The organism is Desulfosporosinus sp. Sb-LF, assembly GCF_004766055.1.
Classification (GTDB): domain Bacteria; phylum Bacillota; class Desulfitobacteriia; order Desulfitobacteriales; family Desulfitobacteriaceae; genus Desulfosporosinus.
This window is the reverse complement of record NZ_SPQR01000002.1, coordinates 39,831-64,871: the sequence shown is the minus strand read 5'-3', so window position 1 is coordinate 64,871 and position 25,041 is coordinate 39,831. Positions and strand designations below refer to the sequence as shown.

19 protein-coding genes are annotated in these 25,041 nt (G+C 46.2%); 15 read left to right on the top strand and 4 right to left on the bottom strand.

All coding sequences use genetic code 11. The features are described from left to right. Window positions 1-39: 39 nt before the first annotated feature. The 13 genes from E4K68_RS03115 to E4K68_RS03055 all read left to right on the top strand — a co-directional run bounded on the left by E4K68_RS03115 (window position 40) and on the right by E4K68_RS03055 (window position 15,089). Complete coding sequence (locus E4K68_RS03115) at window positions 40-1,278, top strand: O-antigen ligase family protein (RefSeq protein ID WP_135377295.1); 1,239 nt, start codon at window positions 40-42, stop codon at window positions 1,276-1,278. Further along, the gene (locus E4K68_RS03110) at window positions 1,271-2,374 is read left to right on the top strand and encodes a glycosyltransferase (protein WP_135377294.1); all 1,104 of its coding nucleotides are present in this window, start codon (window positions 1,271-1,273) and stop codon (window positions 2,372-2,374) included. Before E4K68_RS03115 ends, E4K68_RS03110 begins: the two co-directional genes overlap by 8 nt. A 55-nt stretch (window positions 2,375-2,429) precedes the next feature. Then, the gene (locus E4K68_RS03105) at window positions 2,430-3,590 is read left to right on the top strand and encodes a DegT/DnrJ/EryC1/StrS family aminotransferase (protein WP_135377293.1); all 1,161 of its coding nucleotides are present in this window, start codon (window positions 2,430-2,432) and stop codon (window positions 3,588-3,590) included. Between the two features lie 122 nt (window positions 3,591-3,712). Beyond that, window positions 3,713-4,369 (top strand): sugar transferase, encoded by a 657-nt coding sequence (locus E4K68_RS03100; RefSeq protein ID WP_135377292.1) that lies wholly within the window; start codon window positions 3,713-3,715, stop codon window positions 4,367-4,369. After that, window positions 4,370-5,371 (top strand): acyltransferase, encoded by a 1,002-nt coding sequence (locus E4K68_RS03095; protein ID WP_135377291.1) that lies wholly within the window; start codon window positions 4,370-4,372, stop codon window positions 5,369-5,371. Between the two features lie 312 nt (window positions 5,372-5,683). Then, entirely contained in the window at window positions 5,684-5,920 is a 237-nt protein-coding gene (gene dltC / locus E4K68_RS03090) for a D-alanine--poly(phosphoribitol) ligase subunit DltC (RefSeq protein ID WP_135377290.1), read from the top strand. Continuing rightward, window positions 5,920-7,134, top strand: coding sequence for a D-alanyl-lipoteichoic acid biosynthesis protein DltD (gene dltD, locus E4K68_RS03085; protein ID WP_135377289.1), 1,215 nt, complete (start codon window positions 5,920-5,922; stop codon window positions 7,132-7,134). Before dltC ends, dltD begins: the two co-directional genes overlap by 1 nt. Before the next feature lie 151 nt (window positions 7,135-7,285). Further along, window positions 7,286-8,881, top strand: a complete 1,596-nt coding sequence (gene dltA / locus E4K68_RS03080; RefSeq protein ID WP_135377288.1) for a D-alanine--poly(phosphoribitol) ligase subunit DltA — start codon at window positions 7,286-7,288, stop codon at window positions 8,879-8,881. Further along, a complete protein-coding gene (gene dltB / locus E4K68_RS03075; protein ID WP_135377287.1) occupies window positions 8,881-10,053 on the top strand; it encodes a D-alanyl-lipoteichoic acid biosynthesis protein DltB in 1,173 nt (390 codons plus the stop codon). The genes dltA and dltB overlap by 1 nt, the downstream gene beginning before the upstream one ends. A gap of 183 nt (window positions 10,054-10,236) precedes the next feature. Further along, entirely contained in the window at window positions 10,237-12,570 is a 2,334-nt protein-coding gene (locus E4K68_RS03070) for a cell wall-binding repeat-containing protein (protein WP_135377617.1), read from the top strand. 88 nt (window positions 12,571-12,658) lie between these two features. Next, window positions 12,659-14,011, top strand: a complete 1,353-nt coding sequence (locus E4K68_RS03065; protein ID WP_348982832.1) for a glycosyltransferase family 39 protein — start codon at window positions 12,659-12,661, stop codon at window positions 14,009-14,011. Next, window positions 14,012-14,419 carry a DUF2304 domain-containing protein gene (locus E4K68_RS03060; RefSeq protein ID WP_135377285.1) on the top strand — a complete coding sequence of 136 codons (408 nt, stop codon included), beginning with the start codon at window positions 14,012-14,014 and terminating at the stop codon, window positions 14,417-14,419. It begins immediately after the preceding gene. Continuing rightward, a complete protein-coding gene (locus tag E4K68_RS03055) occupies window positions 14,382-15,089 on the top strand; it encodes a glycosyltransferase family 2 protein (protein WP_135377284.1) in 708 nt (235 codons plus the stop codon). The genes E4K68_RS03060 and E4K68_RS03055 overlap by 38 nt, the downstream gene beginning before the upstream one ends. Window positions 15,090-15,287: 198 nt before the next feature. Here the strand turns inward: E4K68_RS03055 and E4K68_RS03050 are convergent, their stop codons facing one another. The 4 genes from E4K68_RS03050 to E4K68_RS03035 form a co-directional block, all read right to left on the bottom strand. Continuing rightward, window positions 15,288-16,166 (bottom strand): XrtA system polysaccharide deacetylase, encoded by an 879-nt coding sequence (locus E4K68_RS03050; protein WP_243450244.1) that lies wholly within the window; start codon window positions 16,164-16,166, stop codon window positions 15,288-15,290. Between the two features lie 100 nt (window positions 16,167-16,266). Further along, window positions 16,267-17,334 carry a GNAT family N-acetyltransferase gene (locus tag E4K68_RS03045; RefSeq protein ID WP_135377283.1) on the bottom strand — a complete coding sequence of 356 codons (1,068 nt, stop codon included), beginning with the start codon at window positions 17,332-17,334 and terminating at the stop codon, window positions 16,267-16,269. Between the two features lie 8 nt (window positions 17,335-17,342). Continuing rightward, window positions 17,343-17,687, bottom strand: coding sequence for an EamA family transporter (locus E4K68_RS03040; RefSeq protein ID WP_135377282.1), 345 nt, complete (start codon window positions 17,685-17,687; stop codon window positions 17,343-17,345). 254 nt (window positions 17,688-17,941) lie between these two features. Continuing rightward, entirely contained in the window at window positions 17,942-19,939 is a 1,998-nt protein-coding gene (locus E4K68_RS03035; RefSeq protein WP_135377281.1) for a cell wall-binding repeat-containing protein, read from the bottom strand. Between the two features lie 307 nt (window positions 19,940-20,246). Between E4K68_RS03035 and E4K68_RS03030 the strand changes: the two genes are divergently transcribed. Both E4K68_RS03030 and E4K68_RS03025 read left to right on the top strand, forming a co-directional pair. Beyond that, complete coding sequence (locus E4K68_RS03030) at window positions 20,247-22,826, top strand: S8 family serine peptidase (protein ID WP_135377280.1); 2,580 nt, start codon at window positions 20,247-20,249, stop codon at window positions 22,824-22,826. A 94-nt stretch (window positions 22,827-22,920) separates the two neighbouring features. Continuing rightward, a complete protein-coding gene (locus tag E4K68_RS03025) occupies window positions 22,921-24,504 on the top strand; it encodes a cell wall-binding repeat-containing protein (RefSeq protein WP_135377279.1) in 1,584 nt (527 codons plus the stop codon). Window positions 24,505-25,041 lie beyond the last annotated feature (537 nt).

Genomic DNA, 25,041 nt, shown 5'->3' with positions numbered 1-25,041 from the left:
CATTAAAAGCAGTTTCAAATTGGAGAGGAAGTGACGGGTGTGAAAAAGTGGGGAGGTTGGATTATTCCCCTGTTTTTTGCCCTGGTGCCTTGGGATATCAGCAAAGTATTGTTTCCCCCATATCAAAGTGGTTCGGAAACGCAAACTACCTTGACCTTTCTACGTATTGGTATGGTTATTTTAATTGCCTGGGGAGCATGGCAATTTGCCCAGGGAGGGATCAGAAAGACGTTTCGACGAATGGTGGGGGCCCCATTAATCTGGGCTGTTATTCCTTTGTTTATCGCAATCCTTGTTTCACTGACAACGTCCCTGCAACCACGGACAACAATGGTAGAAGGGATGCGCTTAGTTCTTCTCTTCGCTGTCGGAGTTAGCATGGCTTTGGGCGCGGACCGAAAGGTAGTTTTCGAACGCATATTTAAGGTGATCTTTGTAATGGCCACCCTTACTGCGGTTATAGGGCTGATACAATACCTGAGCGGTCAATGGATCTGGGGAGGAGGCATCAATATCCTTGGAGTACGGAGGGTGAATGCAACCTTTATGGATCCCAATATTTTCGCCCGTTATCTTGACGTCTCTATCCTAGGAACGTTAGTCCTTCTCCTAAGGCGTGAATGGTATTTGAGGATAGGGATAGCCCTATCACTTATTATCCAAGTAGTGGCCTTGGGGGTTACTTTTTCGCGAACAGGCTGGATCATTTTACTCTTAGGGCTCATTATATTGGCTATCGGAGCTGCAGAACACGGGAGAACGCGTTGGAGTATGCTGGGGATTGGGACGTTGGGATTAGCTGTTCTTATCATAATCCCTAGTATTCGTGCCCGATTTGAAACACTCTTCACGGGTATCGGTGCGCTTGGACAGCGTCAACACCTGCTAAAGGGCGGTTGGGCTATGTTTATCGAACACCCACTGACGGGAGTCGGGTTGGGAAACTTTCAGTGGGCCTTGGAAAATCCGTACCATTATCTTGTGCCTTGGAGTGATGCAGTCACTCGATCACATACCAGCCTGGTTACGGTGGCTGCTGAGATGGGGATTTTAGGGGTTATCGGCATGGCTTCTTTTCTTCTTCTTTTAACGGGTATGAATTTGCGAGTGACGAATCAAATGAACGCTTTTGCACAAGTAGTGTTGATTAGTGTGTTCGTAGTTTGGCTCAGTTCCCAGGGGGAAGGTCGGTTTTTTGAAGACCCTATGGTTTGGGCCTTTTGGGGATTGAGCCTAGCTATTCAGTGGAAGCCATGGGGGGAGGACTGGGATGGCTAAACTTTGCTTATTAGCCAATGCAGCCAGCACTCACACAGAGAAATGGGCCATTGCTCTGTCAGAACGAGGGTGGGAGATAGATATCCTAAGTTTTCTGCCCGCTGAATTTCCTCATGTCAAGGTTCATGTGATTCCCCGTTTGGCCGGAGGAAAGGCGGATGCGATATTACGTCAGGCATGGGTAAGGAAAAAGATCAAAGAGATTCGACCGGATTTGATCCATGCCCACTACGCGACGAGCTTTGGACTGCTCGGAGCCTTGGCTCGTAGGCATCCGCTCGTCATTTCCGCCTGGGGCAGTGACATTTTTTCTTTCCCCCGAATTTCTTTTTTACATCAAAGTCTGTTAAAATGGATTCTGGGTCATGCGGACGTATTGTGTTCGAGCAGCAACATTATGGCACAGGAAATGCACCGTTATATTGGTACCGAACAAGCCGTTGAAATCATTCCGTTTGGAGTAGATATGACTCGTTTTTCTCCCTCGCAAGGGGAAAATGGCCCTGGGGAGTGCGCCTATCCGAAAAGCGGTGGACTAGAGGCTCCCGTTGTGTTCGGAGTAGCTAAAGGCCTTCATCAAGTGTATGGGTTAGATCTTTTGATAAAGGCATTTGCCCTGGTACATGATCGTTTTCCTCAGACACTTCTTCGGATCGCCGGGGACGGTCCAGAACGAAACACACTGGAGGATTTATCAAAAAAGTTGTGTGTTAACGAATATGTTGAGTGGTTGGGGCGACTTCCCAATACGAACGTCGCTGATTTCTATCGAAGTGTCGATGTGGTGGTTGTCCCTTCCCGTGAAGAAAGTTTTGGCGTGACTGCGGTAGAAGGATCGGCCTGTGCCCGACCGGTGATTGCCAGCAGAGTTGGAGGACTAACGGAGGTTATCGTAGAGGGCGAAACCGGTTTTCTTTTCCCTTCCGAAAATATCTCCGAGTTAGGCAAGGTTATGGAGCGTCTAATCGAAAATCCCACCCTGAGGGATACGATGGGTCAACGCGGAAGATCGCATGTGCTTAAACACTATGACTGGCAAAAAAATGTAACCCAAATGGAACTTGTCTATGAACGAGTGCTCCATTCTCATAATTGAAGGCTTCGAAGCAAGAGTAGTAGCATCTGAATGTTTGAAAGGAGTATATAATCTTATGCGTAAAGAATTCTTAACCTACGGGTTGCCTCTCATTGAAGAGGACGACATAGCCGAAGTGGTGGATAGTCTTAAATCAAATTGGATTGCAAAAGGACCTAAAACCAATCTGTTTGAAACAAAGTTTGCAGAGTATGTCGGAGCTAAACATGCAATTGCTGTGAACTCTTGTACAGCAGGGTTACACCTCTCACTGGTCGCTGCCGGACTGGGTGAAGGAGATGAAGTGATCACGACACCGATGACCTTTGCGGCTTCAGCGAATGTGATCATTCATACTGGGGCAACACCGGTCTTCGCAGACATCGATCCTATTACCATGAACATTGATGTAAACGAAATTCGTAAAAAGATAACCCCCCGTACCAAGGCGATTATTCCAGTGCATGTGGCCGGTCATCCTTGTGAAATGGATGAGATTATGGACATAGCCCGGGAACACAACCTCTTTGTCCTTGAGGATGCGGCCCATGCCGTTTATACTCAGTACAAAGGGAAATTAATCGGCTCGATCGCAAATGCAACGGCATTTTCCTTCTACGCCACGAAAAACTTGGCGACCGGAGAAGGTGGGATGGTCACTACGAACGATGATGTCCTAGCTGAGAAAATAAGAATTATGTGTACACACGGTATGAGTCGGAACGCTTGGAACCGCTATTCGGCCTCGGGTTCATGGTACTATGAAATTCTTTATCCCGGGTTTAAATATAATATGTCTGATATCCAAGCATCTCTCGGTATAACTCAGCTTGCTAAGCTCGATCGCATGCAGGGGATCCGTCAAGAAATAGCCGAACGATTCAACGAAGAGTTTGGCAAAATGCCCGAGCTAGAAATTCCAGTCGAAAAAGAATATGCTCGCCATGCCTGGCACTTGTATATCTTGAAACTAAATCTGGAGAAACTATCCATAGACCGAACGGAGTTTATTGAAGAATTAAAGAAGGAACAAATTGGAACGAGTGTGCACTTCATCCCCGTACCAATGCACCCCTACTATAGAGATACCTTTGATTTCAAAAAAGGGGACTTTCCACAAGCGGAAACGACGTTTGAACGTATTATATCCTTGCCGCTTTATCCGAAGATGAGTAAGCAAGATACTGAAGATGTCATTGAAGCTGTGAAGCGAATTGTGGAGCGTTCACGCAAGTAAGAACGGGGGGGTTGTTTGAGACGAAGTTTGGCTACTGCTTACGCAAGTCATACATTTGTTGTGAACGACCCCCTTCTTTTACGAGGTGAACGCAAGCTTAGTGACGGAAAGGAGATAAACGGATGGGTCAGAGATCTACTGTATTCTCAGAAAGTAAAGAACTTGAATATCCTCAGTGGCAACTTGTTTCGAAACGGTTGCTTGATCTTTTAGTTGCCGCTGTTCTCCTTGTGATCGTATCTCCGCTGTGGCTTTTCATTGTCCTGTGGATTCGCATGGATTCTTCGGGATCGGCCATTTTCACACAAACACGTGTGGGACGCGGAGGCAAGCCCTATACCATATATAAGTTCCGCACGATGATTCAGAATGCCGATGATTTAATGAAGTCAAAACTGAAAAAAGTGACGGACCTAGAAAACTTCGTTTTCCAAGAGAAGGATGATCCTCGGATAACACGCAGTGGGAAGTTTTTGCGTAAAACCAGTTTGGACGAATTGCCACAGCTCCTTAATATTCTTCTTGGGAATATGAGCCTTGTAGGGCCTCGCCCTGAAGTCCCGGATATTGCCAAACACTACACACCGGAACAACGCCTTCGTCTTAATGTCTTGCCTGGAGTTACTGGATTAGCTCAGGTGAACGGACGGAGTGAGTTAACCTTGGGGGAAACGCTGGCTTATGATGTCGAATACGTCAGACGTTGGGATTTCTGGTTAGATCTAGTGATCCTATGGAAAACTTTCTCTGTCGTATTCTCCGGTAAAGGCGCGTACTAGATGAATAAACAATCGACGGAACAATTAAAAGGAATTGCAATCCTTTTGGTTGTTTTAGGACATCTTTTTGTGACAAAATTCATAAATTGCTCGAGCTTGGCCTTTGGTTACCTAGGAGCTCAGGGCGTTGCCATTTTCTTAGTCCTCTCGGGCTATGGATTGACAACATCCTTTTTAAAAAATGGAATAGATAAGGGCTTCCTCGTGCGGCGTTTGCGCGCCGTGTTGCTTCCGTATTCTCTAGTGACCATGCTCTGGTTTATGGTTGATTATTTTTTCAAGGGCAAAATGTATCCCATAAAGACAATCGTACTTTCATTAATAGGCTTCGATTTTCAACTCACAATGGATGCGACGATGTGGTATATCACCTTTATCCTGATGTGGTACCTAATTTACTATGTAATATTTAGTCTTAAGCTCCCTAATATTCTGAGAGTGGGGCTATTGTTTGGGTTAGCCTATCTTTTCCGCTATCATTCGAGGGTAAACTTCACAGAACTCGTTTATTGGCAATGGGGCCTTCACGCTATTATGTTCCCGCTGGGAGCACTCTTCGCCCTCGTCCGTTATCCACGTTTAAGTGATAAAACCGTAAACCTTGGGCTTGGCTTATTTGGAATTGTAGGCTTGGGATTTTATATCATAAACCTTAAAGACAATGGCCTAGGGTTAGGCCCTTACATGCTCTCTAATTTCGCCTTCTCCGCAGCGACGATATCCTTGATGATCCTTTTGGAGCGGTGTGGCCTTTATTCACGGCTACTGCGGTTTATTGGTTCAATTTCCTATGAGATTTATTTACTTGAGGCCGTTTTTATGTACAAGCTCAACCTCCCCTATGTTTTCCCAAACAAAGTGCTTTCTCTTTGTCTCTATATCGCAGTCTTGGTAGGATCAAGCCTGTTACTGAAAAAGGGCATGATGTTATCGCTTAAGTTATTCTCGCGCAGCCAACGCATGAATCGAGAAGATGCCTGGGGAGAAGGAATTTCAGGTTGAGGGTTAGAATCAACGGATTTCTTGTCTTTGGTGTCTTGGCCGAACTAGCTTCCCCGGGTTACCTTATGGGGTAACTGGGGAGGCTTTTTAATATTATTCAGGCCCCCATGCCATTGCTTAGTACAATTAATATGAAACATTAAAGCAAAGAGGGTAAAATATCCAATTTTAGGTTATGCTATTTCGTAAATCTGGGCAGGAACTATTTTCCTTTCTGTCGAATAGAATGGGACGGACCGTGAACAAGTTAAAACGCAACTCAAGAACGTCTTTACATGCACGCCAACTTGCATCAAGAGAGGAGGAGAAAACGTGATAAGAGGGAAAATCCTTGATATTCTAACCGATATTTGTGGTACGGATGAAATAGAGCGGAACCCGGATCTAGAATTGTTCAAGAATGGATTGCTCGATTCCTTTGGAATCATTGAATTATTTGTGGCTATTCACGAGCAGCTCGACATTGAAGTGGCTCCAACAGAAATGGAACGTGAGGAATGGGACACCGCCAATAAAATCATTGCGTACCTGGAAGAGCGTAGGGCTTAATGATCATTCGACGTCGTCTAGGGCCAATGCTTATTGCCATTATTCTTTTCGCGCTAACTATAGTTTGGATGAGCTCACTGACCCAACTGGTTGTAGGCCATTTTTGGCTTAAACCAGGCGTTACCCAAACCATCGGCGGCTCACAGACTCCTGTAACTTATCAGGGCACGATCTTGCAGGAAAAAGCCATGGAATCGCCGGATATTCTCCCGATTTATGGATCTTCGGAGTTTTCATCCGTCTCAGAATTTCACCCGTCACGTCTTTTTGAGGGAGAACCCACCGGGTTTGCCCCTTTTCTTGTGGGAAGAGGGGGGACTCAGGACATCATCCATGCTTTAAATATGGCTGCTCTGGGACAGTCCCTTAAAGATAAAAAAATTGCTATTATACTTTCAGCGCAGTGGTTTACTCCAGAAGGAATTGGCCTGGCGTACTTTAAACAGAATTTTTCTCCGCTGCACGCCTACCGGATGTTTTTTAACTTATCTTTGTCCGCACAGACTAAAAATCAATTGATAAAACGTCTCTTGGCTTTTCCCGGGGCCTTTGATGAGGAGCCTACTTTACATGCGCTTCTTAGTCAAAGCTTACTTGCAGGCCAGACCTCGACATTCCAGAGCGTGAGATTAGCAGGTAAGGGAAGGGTTGAGATGGCGGCGCTTGAAGTCCAAGACGCGCTAAGGACCATCGCCTATACACGGCTGATCGATGAGAGAGGTTCTGCGATTAATGCTACTACAACGGCGCCGCCGCTTTCTTCGTGGCTAGAACTGAAAAATAAAGCAGCCGGGCAGGGAAAAACAATGGCCCATAATCGGTTTAATATATTGGATGCCTACTATGCAGCGAATGTAAAACCTAAGCTCGCCGAGAACAGGGGTTCAGCTGCAAAGGCGGGATTCTATCCGTCTCCCGAATATCAAGATCTAGAACTCTTATTGAAGTTACTCCAAGAGACTAAAGCCCATCCGATGTTCATTATTGTGCCAGTCAATGGACTTTGGTATGACTATACTGGGTTTCCGATAGAGGAACGTAAAGCGTATTATGAACGAATCGAGAAGCTGGTCAGGGACACGGGCTTTGAAGTTGCAAATTTCGGAGACCATGAATATGATTCCTACTTCTTGCAGGATACTATGCACTTGGGGTGGAAAGGATGGGTGAATGTCGATGAAGCACTGGACCGATTTTATCACGAGGGGGCCTAAGAAATGGAGTTCAACCCTTACTTGGTTGAGTCGAGTTGCCTATTACTACCTTATCTTGCTGGGGTTGTTTATTCTCTATTTTGTACAGAAACAGCATATCCCGGCTCCGTTTATTTACAATAACTTTTAGGCAAATGGGGAATGTGTTTTTATGCTTAGTGAAAAACTCCATGATTGGGCCATAATATGTCCAGAACGAGTGGCACATCGACATGCAGATACCGTTTTAACCTATGCGGCCTTGGAAAGTGAGTCTAATTCTGCGGCGCTTTGGCTTCACGAGATGAATCAAAGACATAGTATAGTCCGTCAAACGCCGATCGTCGTATATGGACATAAAGAAAATGAAATGCTGGTGTTATTTATTGCCTGTATCAAAGCAGGCCATCCCTATATACCTGTGGATTCGTCCGTGCCGACGGAGCGTCTTCGGCAAATCACTGAGGCTTCCGGTGCACGGGTTATCCTTTCCCCGCAACATGTTCCTGAAGGGATTGCCTTCACCGGGGTTATTATCGAAGAAATGATTTCTCTAGGTGGGCCGGACAGTATTCTTAATGGATATCGTTTGGAGGTTCCGCTTTCTAATTGGCATGTGCAGCTTGATGAAGTGTACTATATTATCTATACCTCCGGCAGTACCGGCGTGCCTAAAGGGGTTCAAATTACTTTGCGCGCCCTAGAAAGTTTCCTCAATTGGGTCAACTCAACCTACGAACCTGAGGAATGTAACGAGGTTTTTCTCAATCAAGCCCCGTTTTCCTTTGACCTTTCGGTAATGGATTTATATATGTCCTTAAGCACGGGGGGGACACTTTGGAGTGTGGACAAGGACCAAATTGCCAACTCTAAAAAGCTCTTCGCCTCCTTGGATGCTTCTGGGATCAGTCACTGGGTATCAACCCCTTCGTTTGCCGAAGTGTGTCTGATGGATCCCAGTTTTAAGGATACCCTTCTGCCAAGGGTCAAGCGGTTTCTCTTCTGTGGAGAAATCCTGACTCATGATTGTGCGACTAAGCTTACTCAACGATTTCCACGAGCCAAAGTGGAGAATCTCTACGGGCCGACCGAGGCCACGGTGGCGGTAACCACTCTAACGATTACCCCGGACATTCTGAAGGCGTTCAATCCACTTCCGGTGGGACGGGTTAAACCAGATGCTATGGTCCTGATCTGTGATTCCGATCAACTTACTGCAGCGATTGCCTCTGGGAAAGGGATTTTGCCCCAAAGACCTGAGGCGTTGTTAGAGGGAGAAGTGGGGGAACTGATAATCGCAGGTCCCAACGTCAGTGTGGGTTACCTTAACAATTTAGAGCAAACAGCGAAGGCCTTTTTTAACTGGCAAGACCAAGGCGTGACTTGGAATGCTTACCGGACGGGGGATGCCGGGCTGCTTAAAGACGGGCTCCTCTTCTACCAAGGCAGGTTGGATTTTCAAGTTAAACTCCATGGCTACCGGATCGAATTAGGAGAAATTGAGGAAAATCTCAGACGAATCCCGATGGTCGATAATGCCGTGGTTTTACCCATTGAGCGCCGGGGTAAAGTAGACTATTTGCAGGCCTTTATCACGGTGGGTATGACGCCTGTGGGGGATGAATTCCAGGCAGTTCTTGCCCTGCGGGAGGATTTGCGCGAACACCTGCCGGAGTACATGATCCCGCGCCGGTTTAAGTTCCTGGGGAAAATGCCTATGACTCCAAATGGTAAGGTGGATCGACGTGCTTTATTAGGAGGGCAATAATGACGCCTTATGAGGACTTCTCTTACTTCTTATATTTACTTATTCCGCTAGTACCTGCAGTCTTACTTGGAATCTTGGGATTTTCAGGTAGAGTTCGAGCCGTATGGGTCTTCCTTTCCACGCTGGGTATGCTTCTCTTCATCGCGCGTCCACTGAGCGTGCTCTATCAGATTGCGGGTTATCTCCTGTTTCAATGGATCATAGTACGCTTTTATTTGCACTATAGGACGAGACCTCTCGGAAAAAATCGAGCCGATGTCTTTTATCTAATGATTTTCTTATCAATTTTGCCGCTGGTGGGTGTGAAATTAAACCCCAGTGTTATAGCTCTGGGGTTTTGGCAAACTGTGATCGGTTTTATAGGAATCTCGTATTTAACCTTCCGTACGGTAGGGATCATTATAGAAATCCGCGATGGGTTGATTAAAGACGTTCATTTATTGGATTTCATCAGTTTTGTTCTCTTTTTCCCTACTCTTTCATCCGGTCCGATCGACCGCTACCGACGTTTCGTCACGGATCTCGATAAATCCCTCACACGGCAGGAATACGGAGAATTAGCCGCTCATGGAATGGACTACATTTTCCGTGGCTTTCTGTATAAATTTATTCTCGCCTATCTAATCAACAAGATAGGGCTTGACCCGCTGAATCATGCCTTTGGATTCCGGCCAACGCTTCAATACATGTACGCCTATAGTCTTTATCTCTTCTTTGACTTTGCAGGGTATAGTGCCTTTGCCATTGGTGTCAGCTATCTCTTAGGCATCAAAACCCCCGAGAATTTTGACAGACCGTTCATTTCGAAAAATATTAAGGATTTTTGGAATCGCTGGCATATCTCGCTATCGTTTTGGTTCCGGGATTACATCTATATGCGCTTTGTCCTCGATTCAGCCAAGAAAAAGCGCTTTCGAAACCGCTATACAGCTTCTTACGTGGGATATTTCCTGCTTTTTGGCGTCATGGGAGTATGGCACGGAACCCAACTCCGTTACATCTTATATGGACTCTATCATGCAGGGCTTATGATTGGCTTTGACTTTCTGGATCGCAAGAACAGAACCTGGAAGTTTTGGGGAAAGGGACCGGTGTGGGATCTGTTCGCCATCGTAGTTACTTTGCATTTTGTCATGTTCGGTTTCTTGATTTTCTCTGGAAGATTAGGGTAACTTCAGTAAAGTCATGGTTCTAAAATAGCTTCTCTAGGTAGCCCTTTAGGGTTAACTTAGAGGGGCTTTTGTAGTTTCGTGGAGGTCTATGAATAGTTTTTGAGAAGGATTCTTTCCTAACGTGTCGAATAAGGAATGGATATAGTCTATGACTTAGGGTACAGAAAGGAAGAGTTAGGAAGTATGAGGACACATTACTACAATAAAATCATCACAGTATTGATCATTGGACTCATCTTAATGCAGCTAATCCCGGCTAGACCAGTTATGGCTGCCTTTGATCAAAAGGCTTACTATACAGAGATAAGTAAAAAGCTAGAGGATATGGCCAATAAGTACAACATACCTCCGGTACTCCTAAAAGCCATTGTCTGGATGGAGAGCGGGTGGAAGCAATATGAACTAGATGCGACGACAGGACTCCCCTTAACCGATAAGCCCCTAATCGGGCGTGACGGTATAGGGATTGGGATAATGCAGATCTCCTCTTATAATTCCACTGACACGGCGACAATCGAGAGACTAAAAAACGATATAGATTATAATATCGAAGTGGGTTGCCAGATGCTTAACCAAAAGTGGCGAGCTTACCCCAAGATTGGAAACGGGGATCGCAACGTTTTGGAAAACTGGTATTTTGCCGTGTGGGGCTATAATAGCTGGGATTCCAGGAATAACCCGAATTTCATTACGGGTAAATCCGCTTATCAAGATTCAGTCTTTAGCCTTATGGGGCAGAAATACAATAGCGCAATTACCTTCGCACCTGGAGCCACAAAGCTTTCGAAATCCCTTTTACCTCCTGTAAATCCTCCCAGTCTCGCTAGTTGCTGGAGTACGCCGACTTCGGTTCATTTAGGGGATCTGGTGATCAATGAAAGTTCGCTGATTTCCTCCGGCGGAGGTCCCAGCGCAGATGCCGCTAATGGAGATTACTGGTACAACTATGCACGTTGGGGTTCGTATTATGCCTTAGGATTTTATATAACAGCTTATAGTAGCCCTTTAGTGACTGATAAGACGATTCTCTCGCAGAAAATCCTTAGTTCCTATGGTAAACTCCTAGCTGAAGCGGACACTTTGGCATGTGAGAGTAAAGATTCTTCATACGCAACTGCGGCTAAATACTACTGGACCGTTCTGCAGGGGCCGAGTTTGGATGCTAGCATCTCAGGACGGGCTAACACTGGCTATCTGAGTGCCTCGGGCAAGCTCTTAGCAGAAGCAGATAAGTTGGCCCTTGACGGAACAGGACCCTCTCTCAAGAGCGCTGTTCAAGATTATTCTACGATTCTTCAAGGCGAGAGTTTGAATGGGGACCTTGGGGAAAAGGCTAAAAAAGGCCTACTTGGGGTTTATAACAAGCTTTTAGATGAAGCGGATAAATTAGCGCTTTTGGGCACAGACTCCTCAAACGCGAATGCTGCAAAGGACTATTTGATAGTTCAACAAGGGCCAATGTTGGATGCTACACTCACAGAACGGGCTAAAATCGGATATCAAAAAACTAATGGAGCCGTCTCGAATCCCGATCCAGTGCCGACACCAATACCAACTCCGACTCCGACTCCGACTCCTACGCCAACACCTCAACCAGTGGTCCCGAGTATCATACGTCTATCAGGGATACGAGCAGAGGACACAGCGATCAACATCTCCCAGGCGGGTTGGGCCGACAACTCTTCCCCCGTTGTGCTCCTTGCTCGGGTAGATCGTTTTCAGGATGCCTTAGCAGCCGCCCCACTAGCCAAGAAACTTAAAGCGCCCTTGCTCTTGACATCACCTTATCAGCTCGACACTGCCGTTTTGCAAGAAATGAAACGCCTTGGCTCGGGGAGCAAGGTTTATGTCATTGGGGGAGAGGGCGCTATCAAAAAGACAGTCACAAATGCGCTTACAGCAGCAAATCTGCCCTTTGAGCGAATTTCCGGGGACACAGCCGCCGATACTGCAGCAGAGATTGCAAGGAAGATGGGTCCAAGTACTCAGGTAATTCTTGCTTCCAGTACCAGTTTTCCTGATGCCCTATCAGCGTCTGCTCCGGCAGCTACTCTGGGGATTCCTATCTTGCTCACAGAAAAGAACACATTGCCTGACTCCACCCAAAGAATACTGAAAGATTTCTCGGTGACTAAGACGATCGTCGTCGGTGGGAAATTTGCCATATCGACTGCGTTTGACAGCAAAGGTGGCGCTCTGGAGAGCTACGGGCCGCTGCGCTTGGCTGGAAATACAAAATATGATACGATGTTACAAATTGTTAAGCATTTTGATCAGGATCCCACGTCAATCGTCATTGTCACGGGGGAAAACTTCCCAGATGGTTTATCCGGGGGTGCTTTTGCTGCTTTAACGGGGAGCCCAATGCTTTTAATACCTAAAGACGGCTTAAATGACGATACAAAAACTTATCTAGGGAGTCTGTGTGGCAAGACGACTAAAATGTATGTTTTAGGGGGAACTGGGGTCATCGGTACTGCTAATGAAACGTTGATTAGTGAATTACTAACAAAGTAATTTTCAGCATCGTATTTATTAGCTTAATTAGTTCAAATCGGTTTCTAGTGGCTCTGTGCTCTTAAAAATGAACGAAGGATGGACATCATTGGATAAACAGTATAAAAAAGCACTAGAATTCGAATCTCGTGCCTCGAACATCGAACCTCGAACAGGGCTGTGGATTACAGGACTCTTGTTTCTTATCGCCTTGGGTATAGAGCTGCTTTATATCAAATCGTATAGTGTGCACTATCTTATTTCTCCGGATGGACTACACTACTCCAACATTGCCGAGAATTTTCTTCAAGGGCGAGGTCTCGTGAATACCGCGAATTTCGTACAGGGGGCTGACGGTGTCGTGAGGGAGGTGGCTCAGACCCGCGAGTATGTGGTTGGGCCGATTTATCCCTTGCTCTTAGCCTTAATCTATGGGATCTTTGGATTCAAAAGCTATGGAATGGTGATTGCTGTTCTGCACGCCACACTTGGAGCGGCCAGTGCGGTACTAGCTTATAAGACAGGAGAAATCCTATTTGGCAAGAAGTATGCTTGGATCCCCTATGGGTTGACTCTGGGATACCCTTTGTATGCTTTTTGGGGGATGTACGTTCTTACAGAAACTACCTACATTTTTACGATCACACTGTTTCTTTATCTTTCGGCCTGTTATTCCAAACAGATCGAAAAGCCTAAGCTCCAGACCCTCTTGATATTAGGAGCTGCGATCGGAATTTCGAATCTCGTTCGCCCGTTACTCTTACTTTATTTCCCGGTCTTGGGAATTTGGATCCTGTGGATGAAACGCTGGCATTTAAAAACGGCAATCAGAGATTTCAGCATCATCGTATTGATGACGATTCTGGTTATGAGTCCTTGGTGGATTCGTAACGCGTTCAAATATCATCAATTTATTGCGGTGTCCAATTACGGTTCTTATGAATTTTACCTAGGGAACAATCCTTTGACAGTGACGAACAGCTATTTCTATTTTACCCAACCGAGCTATGACCCCGATGTGAAAGCCCGTATTGAAAAACTGCCGATTCCGGAACAAGAAAAGGACTATAAACAACTGGCAGAAACTTATATTCTTCGACACCCCGTGCTGTTTCTGCAGCGCACGTTGGATAAAGAAATAAACCTGTTCTGGCAACCAGTGACTCCCGCTGACGGCCAAGCCTACAAGATGAAGGGGTATTCGCTCGATAAAGGGTATCTCCTGTTAGGGCTTGCTGGTGTGCTTCTTAGTTTCTTTCGTCTGAAAAAATACAGCTTTCTATTGCTGTTTACCGTTTATTATAGCTTTGTTGTGTCCATGATTACGGTGGTTTCCGGCGCTCGCTACCGTCTGCCGGTGATGCCTGCGCTGATTCTCTTAGGGTCCTTGGTATTGGTTATTGCCCTCGAAGGAATAGAAAAACTTTCAAAAGCGAATCTCCGAACAGGAAGAAGGGTATAGATGTCGCGTATTCAGATAGCCGCTCTTATAACCAGCCTAATTGTCACAGGATTTGTCGTGGAGCAAGTTCGAAGGAGGCGCTTGGCAGTTGAATACTCTCTCATCTGGATTGTATCGGGTTTAGGCATGATCTTCTTTTCTCTTTGGAGAAATGGGATTGAGTACCTAGCAGGCTTAATGGGGATTTATTATGCCCCTTCAGCACTTTTTGTAGTTTTTGGGGCTTTAGTGTTTGTTTTATGCATTCATTTTTCCCTAGCAATTTCGAAGTTGAGTTCAAACAATCGGGTCTTAATACAACGGATTGCTCTTCTCGAAGATGAAATAAAAGTGATGGAATTCTTGGGTAAGGACGGTTTAACGAAACACTATGAAACGAACTTTAGCGATCGTTCCGGCCTTAAATGAGGCTGAAAATATCGGCTCGGTGGTCAGAAATCTAAAAACCACGTCTCCTTGGCTTGATGTGCTCGTGATTGACGACGGGTCAACCGATCAAACAGCTGAGGTTGCTCGTAGACAGGGAGCGAAGGTAATTTCTTTGCCCGTGAACCTGGGTATTGGAGGAGCTGTCCAAACCGGGTTTCTTTATGCTGTGAAGAATCATTATGACGTGGCTTTACAAGTGGATGGGGATGGGCAACACCGAGCAGAAGAAATCAAGAAGTTGATTGACCCGATACTTCTTGGGAAAGCGGATGTTACGATTGGATCACGCTTTTTAGCAAAAACATCGTACAAATCGGCTTTACCTCGGCGCCTAGGGATTTATATCCTAAGTAAAACAATTCAGTCTGTCGTTCGCAAAACTTATACGGACCCTACCTCAGGATTCCGAGCCTATAACCAAAAGGCGTTGAGGGTAGTGTCCACCCATTATTCTACAGATTATCCGGAACCGGATTCAATCGTAACCTTGGTTAAGAATGGGTTGCGGGTGATGGAAGTTTCAGTGGAAATGGATGCACGGTTGTCCGGCAATTCGTCGATCACCCCGTTTAAGAGCGGGTATTATATGTTTAAGGTCAGCTTGGCGATTATTCTTAATTCGATGATGAGTAGGATTTGGCCGGAGTAGAACGAGGGGAGGAGTGCTTTTCTGCACGCGTCTGCACGTTACGCCGCAATGCTTAAAATCTATAGATAAAACACTTTGAATTAACACGAGACCGTAGGGGTAAAAATCCTACGGTCTCGTGTTAATTAATATTATTCCTAATTGTATAGTCTAAAGTCTTGATCAGCAGAATTTCCAATGTGGCACGATGGTAGAACTCTAAAGCCCATAGTACTCCTCAATGGAAGTAAACTCGAACTTTTTTAAGATGCGTATCAACTTCTGCTCGCACCCGCTAATCCCGTAGTAATGGATAAGACTTTCTTTTAGACTGAGGGTGAGACGAGGCTGGCCGGGGTCGATCTCACGGGGGTGGAGGTAGACGATGGCCGGGTGGCCTTCTTTATTTACCGTTTTGATGCACTGCGCGATCATAGCATAGGGTAGTGCACGGAAATAAAAGCCGCCGGCAAAAGGAATATTCTTATTTAAGATTTGCACGGTCGAGGAAGGAACTTCAAGAAGGTTTAGGGTCCTTCCATTGTATTGAGGGTGGTAGGGAAAACGGGGAGAAGAGGGCAGGCCATAAAGATACGTTTCGATCGGAAAGACGCTGGCATCGTAGACAAATCCTAAGTCCTCAAGAATATCCCAGGCCCAGAGAGACTTTGATGTGATGGACCAAGAAGGGGCCCTGTATCCTTTGACGCTTTTGCCGATGATATCTTCAACGCGTTTTTTGGCCTGACTAACATCTTCTTTAAACACCGCTGGGGTTTGTTGGTAAACAAGCTGATGAGCATACCCATGGGTAGCAATTTCATGTCCTGCTGCTGCAATTTTGCGGATCAGCTGGGGGTGTTGTTCTGCAACGTAGCCAAGGACGAAGAAGGTTGCTTTAGCTTTATGTTCGGAAAAGAGGGCTAAAAGACGTTCGGTGTTTTGGACAATGCGCACTTCATACGTTTTTTGGGGATCAAATACATCATCATGATAATTGGCATGAAACCATTCTTCTAAGTCGATGGTTAATATATTCTTCATAGCCTGAACCCTGCTTTCGTCACCTGAACAATTTTTTATTACATAATTTCTCAAACGAATTATTTAATCTTCATCTGTAATGGTTGATTATGAAGTAAAATTTTTACGAGATCACTTTAGAGGACAAAACTGTGATTAAGGAGCTTCTTTAGAGCTAAATAGCATCGTAATCACCCATGGTTAAGAACCAGTGATTGAGTTGAAGGAATGGATCTTCCTCTTGAGGTATGAGCCTACGGTAAATAACTGGGAAGGGCTGCGGTTCTAAGGCCTTGGGACAGGTGAAGAACCCATTGGCTTTGAGAATATGAGATTCTTCAGTGTGGGGCAGCATCAGCGAACCAGCCAAATCCATGTTGTTATCAACAAAAAAGCGTAAGAGACGATTAATGAGTAAGTTCCCTGCGTCGGTAACGTTTGGATCAACTAGAAAGTCGACGATCATACCAGAAGCCATACCTTCCACTTCAGTGCATCGTCCCACTATATAACCGCTAAGCTCTGAGCTGTTTTTTTTATGAATGCCGTAGATTTGGTAGTCTCGATAGGGATTCTCGAAATACCGCCAGCGGAGATAGGCAGCATCTCGGATTCCCATGATCGGGTATTTGTGTTGTAGTTTAGCCCAGAAGACATCTACAGCGGAGAGATCGAAGGCGGTGAGCGGATAAACTTCATAGCGGTCATCAAAGCGGTCTTTAACGTTATAAAAGAGCTGGAATGGAAGCACCAAAGATCCAATTAAGGAACCGAATTTTTGTGTGGCCAAAGCCTTGGTATTTAAAGGCCTGAGCAAGAGTGGGACACTCCCGAGGTCGGTAAAGCCTAGCTTTTTCGTGAATCCTGGGTAGGAATTCGGATTGGGAAATCCATAACAAAACTCCATCCCTTGTTCGGCGCAGTCCTGATAGACGGTTTTTGCTAATCCAGTGAAAATCCCTTGACCAGTGAAGATTTGGCGAGTAAGAGTGTTTAAGGAGAGGATTCCGTTAAACGTTTTGTCATAGGCTTTGAAACGCATCGGAATCACGACATATTGGCCGGCAAGCTGATCCGCTTTCACATCTCGGGCCAATTGGATCATCGCCGGGCCAGCCGGATTGGCTTCATACTGCCATTTCAAGTAACTGGTGTCGGAAATCCAGGATTCTCCGTAATACTCTCGCGCCATATCGATTGTTTCTGCTAAATTCTCAGGCAAATATTTAACGGCTTTCCACATTATGCAGCCTACTTTCGTGTGATAATGATAACCCCAAGGCAAATCACTAAGACCCCGATGACCTTCGTGGGAGTCAGATGTTCTTTGAAGATTGTAGTACCAATAATAAGCGCAAAAATAAAAGCGGTACTCTGAATCGGGTAAACATAGCTCAATTCGCCTTTATTTAAAATATAAATCCATAGGACAGAGGCAAATGCGTATACCATGAGGCCGGCAAGGACAAAAGGGCTGAGAAAAAGGCGGAGGAGCTGACCCAAGCTATGAATCTCCTTGCCCGTGGCTCCAAGCTTCCAAAGAGTTTGCCCCGTCACCATGAGTACGGAATTAAAAATCGTCAGTAATACTAACAAAAAAGGCCACCTCATAATTCTCTATTTTAGCTTTCATAATATTATACAATCTGAGGGTTTATAAGCAAGCCTAAGAGATCATTATCCTAGATGTTGTTAACATAAAACCCTAACAAAGTTCTGGTTGATGGATGAATATTAGAGCAAAATTAGGGAAGTCGTTCACTGCTATTTTAGTCAGTGAACGACTTCCCTAATTAGTTTTCACTTTTATTGAAAGACCTGAGATTGATGAAAAGGAGAAGTTGAAGCTTTTATCTCAAGTACTGCTTCAAAAGCGGGAAGATCGCACTTGCGCTTACAGGGTTCTGAGTCCAATTCAGGGACCATGCTCCGACTCCGCCAAGGCTATATTGATTGAGCAATGATAATTTGGCATTCCAGCTTTGCGCATCGTCGAAATAGACGGTGTGAGTACCTATTGAATCGGTGTAATTGAAGTAAGGTACCTGCGATGAATCCCGTTGCACTGGCCCATTGGCTAAGGCCAAAAGTTCAGCCATCCCGCCCGCGCGTCGTTCATAAGTCGGATTAGCCCCCGTGTTAGTTGTCCACCAGTCATTCCCATAGTAAGGGATTCCCAGTAGAACCTTATGCATGTCTACCCCTTGTCCACGTGTATAGCTTAGTACTTTTTCCATCCAAGTCAGTGGGGCGAGAGGCCCTGGAATTGATTTGCTGTAATCATAGGTCATAATGTGCAAGTAATCAACATATTGGCTCAAGGCATGGTAGTCAAACTCATCGTACCAAGTCTCTGAACCAGTTCTAGACATAACGGCTTCGATGACTAACTTATTCAAGGGATGAAGTTGAGCGTATAGTTCTTTCATGAACTGGGTGAGATAGGGCCCTGTAGCATTGCTCATCAGTTCAAAATCGATCACGATGCCGTCTGAGTTTGTGCTTTGGATTCGCTCGATGAGTTGGCTTTCTAGTTTAGCACGAGCAGGATCGGAGGCAAGTACAGTATCTACGGTTTTGGGACTTGCCCAAGTAGATTGAATAACCGGAAGGACTTTTAAGTTGCGGGAATGAGCAGCCGCTGTGAGCTTGGCGTAATCACCAGTGCTCGAATCCCAGCCCCCAGTTACATTCCCATCTGCGGTATCATCAAGATATAACCAGCTTGGGGCAATAATGTCGGCGTAATCCGTAGCCGGTGTAGGAATGGATTGAACCTGGTTAAGCATTCCCTGAGTACTACCTTGGGTATATTGGAGGGAAATTCGTGATTGAATAACCCCAGTGCGAACAATACTTTCTAGTTTATAGTTGATAATGCCCCACCCCCCAAAAATAGTAAAGGCTGAGCCGGAGGCTCGTTGAAGATTGAGATAAGTCGTTGTTGACGCACTTAATTGCGCATGGGGTAACAAAACAATCGGCGCCTTGTCCTTAGCAGCCAGAGCAGCACCTGCAAGGGCATCCGGGAAGTTTTCTCCCGTCGCTACATAAACTTTAGAAGTCTCAAATGCTAATTGATTTAAAACGGTCGTGTTAGTTTCGTATTGATCGTATCCTGCATATCTCGCGGTAACCTTAATAGGCTGAGGCAGTTTGCTAAGCTGTTCTTCAATGGTGTCCTTAATCACGGCCGTACCGCCAATTAGCGTCACGTTCTGAACCCCCATTTGGGTGAGGGCCGTAGCGGTTTCTGTCGGCAGCGAATCACTCCGTGTGAGTAAAATAGGAATTCCTTGGGCAGCCGCATAAGACGAGATACTCAGAGCATCCGCAAAATGTTCGCCATTGACTAAGAAAGCCTGAGTAGAGCTCGGGGTGGCCCTCCCAGCAATGGTGGCGGCTGTTCCATACTGGTCCCAGCCTGCAAGACGCCGAGGCAAGATCCCTTGATCTTTGAGCGCCTGCTCGATCCCATCATTCAAGGCGGCTGTCCCGCCCAGGAGGTACACTTCTTGCGTACCGAGCCGTTTGAGTTCTTCGGAAACAGTGGGAGTTAAATGATCCGATTCAGTGAGCAGTAAGGGTCCATTTACTTTATGCGCTAGAACAGTTCCGGTGAGAGCATCTGGAAAGTTTCCTCCGGTCGCTAGCACCGCGACAGGCGCATTATCCCAACCTTTTTTAGAAATCTCTACGGCTGTATCATATTGCGTATTTCCATAAATACGGTTTGTTACAGATTCGCTGGGATCTGCTTGTACACTGAGCGGTTGGAAGTGTATAACACTAACTAGAATGGCTAGACCACAGATAATACTCAGAGTCTTTTTAGTTAAAACGTTCATTAATAACCTCCAGTTTTTAATTTTTCATTTAGCTAAAACATTCATATCGCTATCTAACCAGACTTGGAGTTTATTCCTAAGATATTCTTTTTAAAGAGTCGAAATCCTCCCCATGATAGCTTCCAAATTCATACAGTAAACCGTGCCCATAAGATCTTCACATTTATGCAGGCACAAATAGGGAGGGAAAATGGCATTAATTGTCGAATGACATTGTATGGAATTTCTCAAAGGCATATCTAAAGAAAAAAATCTAAGGATTCGAACAAAGTGACAGAAAAGACCCAACGAAAGTGACGTGAAAGAGATGTCTATTAGAAGAAAATTAATGGATCAGACCAAAATTAGGATAGTTTCCTGGGTGATTATGGGGATGGTGGTTCTAAACATTGGGCTAGCTCCACCGGTGTTAGCTCAACCCCAATCCCAACTCTTTCAAGTCATCGTTTCCTTAGCCCCCGGGGTTGATGTCGACAACGTGGCTCACGACTTAGGGGCAAACGTTGTGCGTCGGGGGCCGCTTCATTATGCGACCTTAGAATTCAAGGAATCTAATAACGTGCTACAGGTCATAGCAGAACTGAAGAGTACCCCTGGAATTTTGGGGGCAGAGCAAAACTATCGACGCACTATAGCAACAAAAGCAACAACCACCACTTCTGTTTCAACTTCAGTCTCAACGATACCCTCACCCGAATCAACTACTCCGAAGGATCCCCTTTTCCAAGACCAATGGTCAATAGTCAACGGCAACGTTCAAGCAGCCTGGGACATAGGGGCTACCGGTCAGGGAATAACCATTGCTGTGGTCGATACGGGGGTCGCTCTTCAACACCCGGATTTAAAGGATAATTTAGTCCCTGGCTATAATTCCATTACCAAGAGTGAAGCCCTGGGCGCGAATCAGGATAATAATGGACACGGAACCCACGTATCCGGGATCGCTGCCGCAGAACGAAACAATGCTGGAATAGTCGGAGTAGCGTACAAGGCCAAGATTATGCCAATCAAGGTCATGGATTCCGTGGGGGAAGGCTATGACGACGCTATTGCCGACGGAATTGTCTGGGCTACAGATCATGGAGCACAGATTATCAATCTTAGCATTGGCTTGGAGAATGGTTCGGCACCCTCGGATATTTTAGGGGAAGCTATTGCTTATGCCTATAATAAGGGGTGCTTATTGGTCGCGGCCGCAGGAAATTATGACCCTCAGACGGAAGGGAATCCCGGGGTGAGCTACCCAGCCTCCAACCCAGATGTTCTGGCCGTGGCAGCAACTGACAAAAACAACAACGTGGCAGATTACTCCGTCTCAGGCCCAGAAGTTGATCTAGCCGCCCCTGGGGACTCCATCACCAGTGACTGGTGGAGCAAAACCACGGGCGCAGGATACGCTGATGCGAGCGGGACCTCCATGGCCGCTCCGTTTGTGTCGGGAGAAGCTGCCCTAATATGGAGTCGGCACCCGGATTGGTCCAGAGATCAAGTTATTCAGGTCCTTGAAGCGGGGGTAAAAGATTTAGGCTCTCAAGGACGAGACGATAGCTACGGTTACGGACTTGTGGACGTGAAACTAGCCTTAACTCTCGCTAATAAAACGCTAGATAAGTTACCATCCTCGGCTTCAGTCAATGAACTGGGTGGAATTGTTCAAGCCACAGCGGGCACAACCCAGCTGGCCTTAACGATCCCTGAACAGGCGTTTGACAGCTCCACCAACGTCTCTGCACAAACAATCCAATCCCCTGCCAGTTTACCAAACGGTGCCAACTTCTTAACTTCAGCCTTTCAGATCGACTGGGGAAGTGCCGCTCCACAAAAAATGCTTTCCTTGACCTTGAACGATTCCTCACTTAAAACGGACTCTGGAGCGACAGCTAATGTCTATCGTTGGGATGGTTCGCGTTGGATCTCATTGGGTGGAGATATCATCAATGGTGAAGCCAGGCTTGGCCTTTATAAAGGTGGAATCTATGCGGTAGGGACCCCTCAATCAATGACAGTGGGTAACCGCTTTGCGGGGGTTACGGCTGAGGGGACTGCCGTCAAGATCTCGCAAGCAACCTTTACAACCGGAGCAGATACTGTGATTCTCGCCCAAGCCAATCAGTTCCCAGATGCTCTGGCAGGAGCCCCTCTGGCCTATAAATTGCAAGCCCCGATTTTACTCTCTCCAAGCTCAGGACTCACGGAGGAGGTTCGAGCGGAGCTAGTCAGACTAGCTCCCAAGACTGTTTATCTCCTTGGGGGCACAGCTGCCCTGTCTGGGACGATTGAAGCAGAACTTCGGCAGAAGTATGACGTCAAACGTCTGTCCGGTTACACAGCAGAAGGGACAGCAGTAGCGATTGCCCGAGAACTCGGTACCAAAGGAAAGGCCATCGTGGCCAGCGTGCGTTACTTTCAGGACGCTTTAGTCATATCAGCTTGGGCTGCTCGCCAGGGTATCCCCATTTTACTCACAGAACCTTCAACATTATCTGAAGATGCCCAAACTGTTCTAAGGGAGCTCAATGTAACCCAAACCATCGTCATCGGAGGGACAGCTGTGGTAGGCGCTAACGTAATGAACAGCCTTCCCTCCCCCAACCGGATTAGCGGGGAGACAGCTTACGACACCGCGGCCGCCGTCTTAAAAACCTATCCTCCTATATCAGCCAAACTAGAAATGGCAACAGGAGAGAATTACCCAGATGCCCTCACTGGAGCCGTCCGGGCCGCCTTCTACGGAACAATGGTCGTCTTAGTTCCGACGAACTCTGATATTCCTTCTAGTTTGGCCACACTCTTAAATTCTTGGCAAGGAAAGCAGGTGGAGGAGTTTGGCGGTGTTTTAGCACTGCCGGAAAACGTCGTACAGACCGTAGAAAGCTGGGTTCAATAATAGATTGGGACGAAAGTCCCTTTTCTTTTTGGCAGGACATCAGGGAATTATGTCGAATTTTATAAGGCATCAAGTTTAGGGAGGGGATTACAGTGTGGCAAATTTAAAATGGGGACTCATCGGAATATTGGTCTTAGTATTTTGGTTGGGATTACAGAATCCTGCGAACGCTTCTCCCTTAGCCTTAGAGACGTCAAGGATATCCGGAGAGCGTCAAATAGATACTGCCATCGAAGTTTCTAAAACAGGGTGGCAGCATGCAAATACTGTCTTATTGGCCAATTGCGATCATTTTCCAGATGCTCTCGTTGCAGCGCCCCTTTCCCATCAATTGGACGCCCCTATTCTCCTCACCCCAGCAGGGGGAGTTGATGCGAAAGTAATGGAAGAAATTAAACGGTTGGGCGCACAGCAAGTTATCCTTTTAGGTGGGGAAGTAGCCTTAAGCCCAAAAGTTGAGGCGGATATCCAAAACGCGGGACTAGGCAAACCAGAACGCATTGCAGGGTATGACCAATATGAAACAGCCCAAAAGGTAGCCGAACGTGTCGGAACTAAGGGGCAAGTCATCCTGGCCAATGGAGAACAATTTCCGGATGCCCTTGCGATATCAGCTTATGCGGGGGTGACAGAGACCCCAATTCTTCTGACTAATGCCAAGAAGATGCCTGCCTCGACTCAACAAGAGCTTAACAGTCTACAGCAAAAAGGAGATCTCGACACCATCGTCGTCGGGGGAGAAGCAGTAGTATCCAGTACGATACTGAGCGGCTTGAACAGTGTTCAACGGATTGCCGGGAATGACCGCTATGAGACCGCAGCAGCTGTCTATGAATTTGCCATGGATGCCTTGCCTGCTCAAACGACGTACCTTGTCACTGGCGAGAACTTCCCCGATGCACTCGCAGCGGGAGGGCTAGCAGCCAAGCAACAAGCCCAAATCGTCATGGCTCAAACATCAACCTTGCCGGGATCAACTTACTCCGTATTGTCTAGACCAACCGAAAGTCCTATGAATGTGGTGATCGTCGGAGGCTTGGCGGTTATTACAGATCAAGTCAAGGCCATGATCCAAGGAGACGTACAGCCTTCCTACCTCTTAGCAGGAGTAACCGTTGTCGTAGACCCCGGGCACGGGGGACCTGACACAGGCGCGATTGGGGCAAAAGGGACCTATGAAAAAAACAATACCTTGGCTGTGGGCCTCGATCTTGCAGGATTATTGCGCTCGGCTGGGGCACGAGTCGTCTTGACGCGTAGCACGGATATCTCGCCCGTAACCGGAACGTATTCAGAGCTATCGGACCTTCAGGCTCGCACCAAAATCGCGAACGACCTAAAGGCGGATCTCTATATCAGCCTACACAACGATTCGTTCAGCAATCCGGAAGCAAGTGGGACAACGACCTACTATAGTTCGGCTAGTCCAGTGACTACCCAGTCGAAGAACCTAGCGGATAGCATCCAGAGCGAGTTAGTAAAAGTGATATCCTTACCCAGCCGTGGCACAAAGGACGCAGCCTTCTACGTGATCAAGAACACAAAGATGCCCGCAGTCTTGGTAGAAATCGGTTTCATATCTAACCCGACTGAAGAAACCCTCTTAGGATCTCCAGATTTCCAACAAAAAGCAGCGCTCGGCATCTACAGAGGAGTCCTGAAATATAAAGGCTATTAGCATGTTCTAAAAACTGGGCATTGATTCCAAACGCATTTCGTGCTAAATTTGTGCAGTACTAGTTATTCAATTCTATGAGCTTTTCAAAAGAAAGTTTAACAACTTGTAAATTGAAAGCCCACAAAATATTAACATTTAGGTTCAATCATTGTGCTATACTTCAATTATTCCATTTGAAGTCGGTATAATATTGACTAAAAGGTGGAAAACTAGTAGGTTTTAGTGTAAACTAGAAAAGTATCGATGGGAACCTGTCCGATTGCAATAAATCCCTTAAAGGTCTTTATAAAAAAAAATCGGACAGTGAGCAGGAATATTGACTATTATGTAGAATACATATAGCCAATACAGACCCTTTTTTATGGGTTCCTCATTCTTATGCGGTTCTAAAGGGTACGCCACAGGAGGGATGACCAAGTCATCCTTAGGGGGGACGCTCCCACTATATCCTGCGGAATACTTTTAGATATTGCGCAATGTCTAAAGATTGTGCTACACATTTTAAGGGGGTGAGGGACGACTCAAAAACGTCCTAGA

Excerpts from the sequence above, each read along its gene's own strand:
- E4K68_RS03110 (WP_135377294.1), top strand. The coding sequence starts at position 1,271 with ATGGCTAAACTTTGCTTATTAGCCAATGCAGCCAGCACTCACACAGAG.
- E4K68_RS03105 (WP_135377293.1), top strand. The coding sequence starts at position 2,430 with ATGCGTAAAGAATTCTTAACCTACGGGTTGCCTCTCATTGAAGAGGAC.
- E4K68_RS03100 (WP_135377292.1), top strand. The coding sequence starts at position 3,713 with ATGGGTCAGAGATCTACTGTATTCTCAGAAAGTAAAGAACTTGAATAT.
- E4K68_RS03095 (WP_135377291.1), top strand. The coding sequence starts at position 4,370 with ATGAATAAACAATCGACGGAACAATTAAAAGGAATTGCAATCCTTTTG.
- dltD (WP_135377289.1), top strand. The coding sequence starts at position 5,920 with ATGATCATTCGACGTCGTCTAGGGCCAATGCTTATTGCCATTATTCTT.
- dltA (WP_135377288.1), top strand. The coding sequence starts at position 7,286 with ATGCTTAGTGAAAAACTCCATGATTGGGCCATAATATGTCCAGAACGA.
- dltB (WP_135377287.1), top strand. The coding sequence starts at position 8,881 with ATGACGCCTTATGAGGACTTCTCTTACTTCTTATATTTACTTATTCCG.
- E4K68_RS03070 (WP_135377617.1), top strand. The coding sequence starts at position 10,237 with ATGAGGACACATTACTACAATAAAATCATCACAGTATTGATCATTGGA.
- E4K68_RS03060 (WP_135377285.1), top strand. The coding sequence starts at position 14,012 with ATGTCGCGTATTCAGATAGCCGCTCTTATAACCAGCCTAATTGTCACA.
- E4K68_RS03055 (WP_135377284.1), top strand. The coding sequence starts at position 14,382 with ATGAAACGAACTTTAGCGATCGTTCCGGCCTTAAATGAGGCTGAAAAT.
- E4K68_RS03045 (WP_135377283.1), bottom strand. The coding sequence starts at position 17,334 with ATGTGGAAAGCCGTTAAATATTTGCCTGAGAATTTAGCAGAAACAATC.
- E4K68_RS03035 (WP_135377281.1), bottom strand. The coding sequence starts at position 19,939 with ATGAACGTTTTAACTAAAAAGACTCTGAGTATTATCTGTGGTCTAGCC.
- E4K68_RS03030 (WP_135377280.1), top strand. The coding sequence starts at position 20,247 with ATGTCTATTAGAAGAAAATTAATGGATCAGACCAAAATTAGGATAGTT.